Here is a 7,125-nt window from a genome sequence, read left to right on the forward strand (position 1 = left end):
TCTTAGTGACCAGCGCAGGGTTTCTGTCCTGCGCCCTTTGAAAGGTTGAGGCGGTACGCGCTCAGCTGAGCTACCGCTTAGTTCTTCTTGGCCGCACCGGTTGAGTTATCGGTGCCCAGGTCGAAGAGCGCCTCCTGCTGAGGTTCAGCCTTTGCGCTCGCTTCTGCCTTCGCCGCGGTTGCCTCAGAAGCCTGAGCCTCGGCGGTATCAGCCTTCGCCTGCTTCTTCTGCAACTGTTCCTTGCCGTTGTCGAGTCGTTCCTTGCCGTCGGCAATGAACGTGCGAATCATGGTGGTGTTAGTGTCCACCGCCTTCTGCACGCGATCCGCAATGGAGGGGCCCTTCGGCTTGGGGAGCATGCCCTGGCCTGCCGCCTGCTGCTGCAATTCGCGTCCGGCGGACATGAGGCGTTCCTGGCGTGCCTTCAGTGCACGCGATGCGGAGGTGCTGCGCGGCTGCACCTTCAGGTGGCCGTGGTCGTCATCGCCAGCGATAATCTGGCGCATGAGCATGATTTCGGCGTCCAGATGCGCGCCGAAGAGAAGCATATTGTTCATGATCCAGATGAACAGCAGCATCACAATCACACCACCGATCAGGCCGTAGGTGGCGTTGTACTTGCTGAAGTTGTTGGCGTAGAGGGTGAAGCCGAATGCGCCCAGACCCATGCCGAAGAGGGCGAGTGCCGCACCGGGGGAGAGCCTCCATGCCTTGTAACGGCGCACGTTCGGGGTGGCGGCGTAGAGTAGAGTGATCAGGGCGATTGCCATGAACAGAATCAGCACCCAGCGGCCGTTCAGCCAGATGAGCTTGATGAGCTCCATATCCACGGTTTCGGGTACATACCGACCGACCATGTCCAGGACGGTTACACCCAGCAGCATCATGAGCATCATGAGTACCACGAGGATGATAATCACGGTGGTGACGAAGACGTTCAGCGGCTTGAGAATCCAGCCGGGGCGGCCTTCACGCACGTTGTAGACCGTGTTGAGAGCTCGGCCGAAGGATCCGGTGTACCCAGAGGCGGACCAGAGTGCACTGAGGATACCGGTCAACAGCACCAGGCCTGCGCCATGGTCGCCTGTAATCTGCTTGATGGGGTCTTCCAGAATGGCGTACATCTGGGCGGGCGCGTTGTCCTTGAGGAAGGCGAGGATGACCGCGGCGCTTTCCTCACCGTGACCGAATACGCCCAGTAGGGAGACGATTGCCAGCAGGGCGGGGAAGATGGACAGCACGGTGAAGTAGGTGAGTGCTGCCGCCATGTCGGTGCCGCCGTTTGCGCCGAATTTGTAGATGGCACGGCGCAGAATGTAGAGGATGCTGCCCTTGGGGAAGTCGCGCAGCTTGACGCTGACGTACTTGGGGTCAGCGGGCTTCTGCTTGCGGGAGAAGAGTCCGCGTCGAGCTCCGGCGGGTACCTGGGTTGAGGAGGTGTCCGTGGAAGAGCCGGTGTGTGCAGCCAATGGGGCTCCTTGAATGATGGGGTGTACACAGTGGTGCGCCTATGAGCTTCAGTGTGTGGGCGCACAGAAGGGGCGAGGAGAACAATGAGCTGTCCTTCCCGCCCCTGCGGTGACATTATAGGGTTTTCTAACCCTCCCGCATTTTTCTGCGAGTGCAGATAGCTGACCTGTCGGTCAGTTAGAGAGGGTAACCGCCCCGAAAAGCCTCAAAAAAGGCTTGTCAGCTAGGGTATAAAGCTACCTGCTGAGCCTAACTGAAAACTAGTTGTGAATACCCAGAACCTTAGCGGTGTGAGCCATCAGCTCATCAGCCAGGTCGTGGTTATCGTTGAGCTTCACGCCGTAACCGGGGATGAGCTCCTTCAGGCGAGGCTCCCAACCGGCAATCTTGGAGGGGAAGCACTTAGCCAGCAGGTTCAGCATAATCGGAGCCGCGGTGGAAGCACCGGGGGATGCACCCAGCAGAGCCGCGATGGAGCCGTCCGCTGCGGAGACAACCTCGGTACCGAACTGCAGGATACCGCCCTTCTTTGCGTCCTTCTTCATAATCTGGACGCGCTGGCCAGCCTCGATGAGCTCCCACTCGCCGCCAACAGCCTCGGGGTAGTACTGGTACAGCGACTCCAGGCGTGCGTTCTTGTCCTTGACCAGCTCGGAGAGCAGGTACTTGACCAGGGAGAGGTTGTCGATGCCTGCGCGGGTCATCGGGTAGATGTTGTGCGGGCGCAGGGACAGCGGCAGGTCCAGCAGGGAGCCCTGCTTCAGGAAGTTGGTCTTGAAGCCAGCGTAGGGGCCGAACATGAGGGCGCGCTTGCCGTCCACGTAGCGGGTGTCCAGGTGCGGCACGGACATGGGAGGTGCGCCCACCGAAGCCTGACCGTACACCTTAGCGTTGTGCTGGTTTGCGGTTGCCTCGTGGGTGTTGCGCAGGAACAGGCCGGAAACGGGGAAGCCGCCGTAGCCCTTACCCTCTTCAATGCCGGACTTCTGCAGCAGGTGCAGAGCGCCACCGCCGGCACCCAGGAAGACGAACTTCGCGTTGATGGTCAGCGGCTCTTCCTTGTTGATGCGGTTGATAGCGTCAATGGTCCAGGAGCCGTTGGACTCGCGGTTCAGGTTGGTGACCTGGTAGCCGTAGCGAACCTCAACGCCCTTGGTCTGCAGGTGGTCAATCATCTGCTGGGTGAGGGCGCCGAAGTCAACGTCGGTACCTTCGGGGGACCAGGTCGCAGCAATGGGGTCGTTACCCTTGCGACCGTTGACGGTCAGCGGAGCCCACTCAGCGATCTTGCCGCGGTCGGTGGAGAACTGCATGCGCTCGAAGAGCTTCTCCTTGCGGAAGGAATCGTAGCGTGCAGCCAGGTACTTGGAGTGATCCTCACCGAAGACCAGGGACATGTGGGGAACCGGGTTGATGAAGTCTGCATTGCCCAGAATCTTCTCTTCAACCAGGGAAGCCCAGAACTGGCGGGAAATCTGGAACTGCTCGTTAATGTTCAGCGCCTTAGCTGCCGAGACGGTGCCGTCGGGGCCAGCGGGTGCGTAGTTGAGTTCGCACAGCGCCGAGTGGCCGGTACCTGCGTTGTTCCAGGGATTGGAGGATTCCTGAGCGGCCTTGTCGAGGCGTTCGAGCAGGATAATATTCCAGGTCGGTTCGAGTTCCTTGAGGAACACGCCGAGGGTGGCGCTCATGATGCCGCCGCCGACCAGGACGACGTCGGTTCGTTCAGTACGTGCTACCACTGAATTCTCCCTTAGGGGTGCGGGTGCCCGGCCTGGGCACAGTGAATGTGGGGTACATCATCTAGCCTACCCCTTTTAGTGGGGTTGGCATAGTCAGAATCCACAAAACGAGAGAGAGTGTTGCAGTTCATATCAATAAATCTCTTAGGGTCGAAAAGACCCGTAATCGCATGCATTTGCTACACCCGCCGGCAACAACCCGAAAGCAGCTCCAGAAATACCCGCCCACCCGCTCACCGAAAGCCCCACGAAAGCCCCAAACACGGCGAAAGGGGCGCACCCCAATCGGGATGCACCCCTTTCCGCAAAAGCTAAAAACGCAGGCTACGACTTGCGCAGCTTACCGAACAGCTCAATCGCATTCTGCTCCGTCTGATAGCCCTGAACCTCACGGCTCACCGCCACCTTCGACGTCACATTCAGCAACGGAACCGCCGGCATGAACTGACCCAGCTGAGACACAACCTTCGCATACAACTCGCGCTGCGAATCCACCGAATCGGCAGAATCCGCGGTACGAATCGCCTCCAAAATCTCCGTAAAACGAGGCGACGGCGCAACCGCCACAGCAGTAGGCTGCGGCGAAGGCGACGCCGACGGGCTCGGCGAAGCAGAAGCCGAAGCCTCCTCCTCAGGCATCAACGGGTCCGGCGAATAACTCGGCTGCGGGCTCGGAGTCGCAGAAATCCGCACATTCGAATTCGCACCACCCGACGACGGCACATCAGAACTCTTCTTCGTCAAACCAGTCGTCATATCCGACGGCGCATTAGCAATCAACGAACGCACCTGATGCTCAGCAATCAGCGGCGCCAACACCGGACCAAAGAACGCATACGGGTCACGGTACATGCCGTAGAAACCCGCCAAGGTAATACCGCGCTCAGAAGAAACCTCACGGCTCTTCGACAGATACTCAGACCACGGCAGAGGCACCGGCTTAATATTCAGGCCCACCTCAATCAGCGAAGCCACCATCTCCGAATACACCTTCTGCGGAGTATCCATCCACGGCAGAGACACATCGGCAGGGTAGTAACACTCAATCACCTGATTGTCGTACCCAGCCGTCGCCAACAGCGAGCGCGCCGTATCCTGATTGCGGTCCGTGTAATCCTTCGCGTCATCAGCCTTAATACGGAACGACGGCGAAATCAGCGTCTGCGCATCCGAGGTGCCCTGCGGGTAATACTGACGTAGTGCACCACGATCCACCGCATGCGAAATAGCGCGACGCACCGAAATATTCTTCAACACCGGATGCGCCGTATTCAAACCCAAATACACCAGCGAGAACGGGTCACGGCCCGGAGTCTGATAACCATCACGCGCCAACTGACCCAGATCAGAAGAATTCACCTGATCACACGCATCAATATGACCCTCCATCAGCGCAAAATAACGCTTATCCGACGAAGTGAGGGTCGAAATCTGAATCTCATCCAGCTCAGGTGCCTGACCGTCAAAATGAGTATTCTTCAGCAGACGCACCGTGCCGTCCTTGAAAGAATCCACAAGGAACGCACCCGTACCCACCGGGTTACCCGTCAACTTCTGATCAGAACCAAACAGCGACGGATCAATAATGCCAAACGCCTGCTGCGTCAAAATACGCGGGAACGCCAACGAAGGACGCGACAGCGTCACCACCACAGAGTTACCCTTCGCCACCACCGACGAAACCAGTGGCAAGAATGACTGCACCGCAGACGACTGAGTTGCACCCGCCTTCGGTGCATTCTTATCACCCGGTTGAGCCGGTTCAGAAGCTACGGCAGAAGCACTAGCCGAGGCGGTAGCCGACGGGGTAGCGGACGCACTCGCAGAAGCACCCGGAGTAGCCGCACCCGACGGAGATGCCTGAACCGGCGCAGGCTCCACCGCCGAAGGATCAATAGAACCCGGCTTCGGTACACCAAAACCCCACGCAAACAACGGCTGAGCAGGCACCGCCAAAGCAGCAGTACCCTCACCCGTAGCCAACGCCTGCCACCTCTGGAAATTCTGCACAACAGCATCCGCAGTCAACGCAGCACCGTTACTAAAATGCGCCTCACGCAACACAAACGTATGCACCAAACGGTCATCAGAAACCGTCCACTCACTACACAACGAATCCTGAACCTCAGGATCACCCGTGTAATGATTCGCCACCAACAACGTCTGCAAAACCTGCGCCGTCACCTGATACGTACTCGCCACAGGAAACAACGCCGGATCCAAACCCAACGGCGCCGCACCCTGCGCAAAACGGAACACACGACGCGCATCAGCAGAGGACTCGCTCGCACTCGCAGACGAACTAGCAGGCGAACCAGAAGAAGACTGACCAGAACACGCAGAAAGCGCCAAACCAGCACTAAAAAGCGCGCCAAAACGCAAAACGGCGCGTCGACTCAAGCCACTCGAGCCAGCAGTGGCTCGCAGCAGCGCATCAGAATTGCCAACAGCTGACGATGCATGAGGCTGATGCTGCACGGGAGGGTCCTCTCTTCCGTCGCGGATGCTTATCTCTCAGGATAACGGTTCAACACCCAACCGGGCGAGACACCCCACCCGGGCAAGATACATACAAGAGGACCCGCCGCCACGACAACCGTGACGGCGGGTCCAATGTAAATGTGTGTGTGCGCGAGGGGGGACTTGAACCCCCACGCCGTAAGGCACAGGAACCTAAATCCTGCGTGTCTGCCAATTTCACCACTCGCGCGCAGTGTCACCCCACATCCGAAGATGCATGCGTCTGAGGCAACAAAAAATTAGTGTACACCAGGAACCAAGGTTCTCCAAGCCTTAAAAGCAGCCCCCATAGGGCAAAAAGTCCGCAAACACGCCGCACAGCAACCCCCACACGGAGGTGCTACACAGCGCCGCCGCCCCTCGCGCTACCCGAGCACAGAAAACACGACCCTACTTCGGGTCAATACCCAAATCACGACGCAGCTTAGCCACATGACCCGTCGCACGCACATTGTACTGAGCCAAAGCAACAACACCCTGCTCATCAATCACAAACGTCGAACGAATCAGACCCTCATACACCCTGCCGTAATTCTTCTTCTCACCCCACGCACCATACGCCTCAGCCACCGCATGATCAGCATCAGACAGCAGCGGGAACGTCAACGACTCCTTCTCCACAAAACGAGCAATAGCCGCCGGCGAGTCCGGAGAAACACCCAACACCACGTAACCCAACGACTTCAACGACGCCAAATTATCGCGGAAATCGCACGCCTCCTTCGTGCAACCCGGAGTCGAAGCCTTCGGGTAAAAATACAAAATCACCTTGCTGCCCGCATAATCACTCAAACTATGAGTAACACCAGCCGAATCAACCAGCGAAAAAGCAGGCGCCGGGACACCCGGCTCAAGACGAACGTTCATCAATAACTCCTCAAAACATCAATAGAAATCAGCAGGGGAGCGGCGGATGCGCCCCACACAGTACCAAGGGCGGACGCGCCCCATGCAATACACACAGTCTAGTGTCCCACACACCCCACCCAAACAATGTGTCTAGGCTCACCCCAAATCAACTTGCGCACACCATGAAAACTCGCGTATAGTATTTTTCTGTTGCAAGGGAAACCTTGAAAAACAAATAAGCGCCTCTAGCTCAATTGGCAGAGCAATTGACTCTTAATCAATGGGTTCTGGGTTCGAGTCCCAGGGGGCGCACTTCACAGAAAATCCCGCTGATTCTTCGGAATCGGCGGGATTTTTGCGTTCCCCGAATAAATACAGTTTTTGGGTTTGAGGAGCTTGTGTCCGGCTTTGTTTCAGATGACGCGCGCCGCATGTTTCCTCCGCGCCTACGCAGGGGCACCCGTCACCCGGACGCTCCGCTCCTCCTTGCTTCGCTGCGGAGAGCGTCCGTATGACACCCTGAGGGCGCATCCGGAAAACGCGG

General features: G+C 58.0%; 4 protein-coding genes and 2 tRNA genes. 1 reads left to right on the forward strand and 5 read right to left on the reverse strand.

What is annotated here, in order from left to right; genetic code table 11:
• Positions 1–77: 77 nt before the first annotated feature.
• The 5 genes from HMPREF2894_RS04490 to bcp form a co-directional block, all read right to left on the reverse strand.
• On the reverse strand, positions 78–1,469 hold the full coding sequence (locus HMPREF2894_RS04490; protein WP_070677997.1) for a YihY/virulence factor BrkB family protein: 1,392 nt from the start codon (positions 1,467–1,469) through the stop codon (positions 78–80).
• A gap of 261 nt (positions 1,470–1,730) precedes the next feature.
• Positions 1,731–3,212, reverse strand: a complete 1,482-nt coding sequence (locus tag HMPREF2894_RS04495; protein WP_049346475.1) for a malate:quinone oxidoreductase — start codon at positions 3,210–3,212, stop codon at positions 1,731–1,733.
• Between the two features lie 324 nt (positions 3,213–3,536).
• Complete coding sequence (locus HMPREF2894_RS04500; protein WP_070677999.1) at positions 3,537–5,690, reverse strand: ABC transporter substrate-binding protein; 2,154 nt, start codon at positions 5,688–5,690, stop codon at positions 3,537–3,539.
• A gap of 150 nt (positions 5,691–5,840) precedes the next feature.
• Positions 5,841–5,922: transfer RNA gene (locus HMPREF2894_RS04505), tRNA-Leu, on the reverse strand.
• Positions 5,923–6,122: 200 nt separating this feature from the next.
• Entirely contained in the window at positions 6,123–6,599 is a 477-nt protein-coding gene (bcp, locus tag HMPREF2894_RS04510) for a thioredoxin-dependent thiol peroxidase (protein ID WP_049358793.1), read from the reverse strand.
• Between the two features lie 221 nt (positions 6,600–6,820).
• Between bcp and HMPREF2894_RS04515 the strand changes: the two genes are divergently transcribed.
• Positions 6,821–6,893: transfer RNA gene (locus tag HMPREF2894_RS04515), tRNA-Lys, on the forward strand.
• The last annotated feature ends 232 nt before the right edge of the window (positions 6,894–7,125 follow it).

Source organism: Rothia sp. HMSC066G02, from assembly GCF_001813145.1.
In the GTDB taxonomy this organism is placed as follows: domain Bacteria; phylum Actinomycetota; class Actinomycetes; order Actinomycetales; family Micrococcaceae; genus Rothia.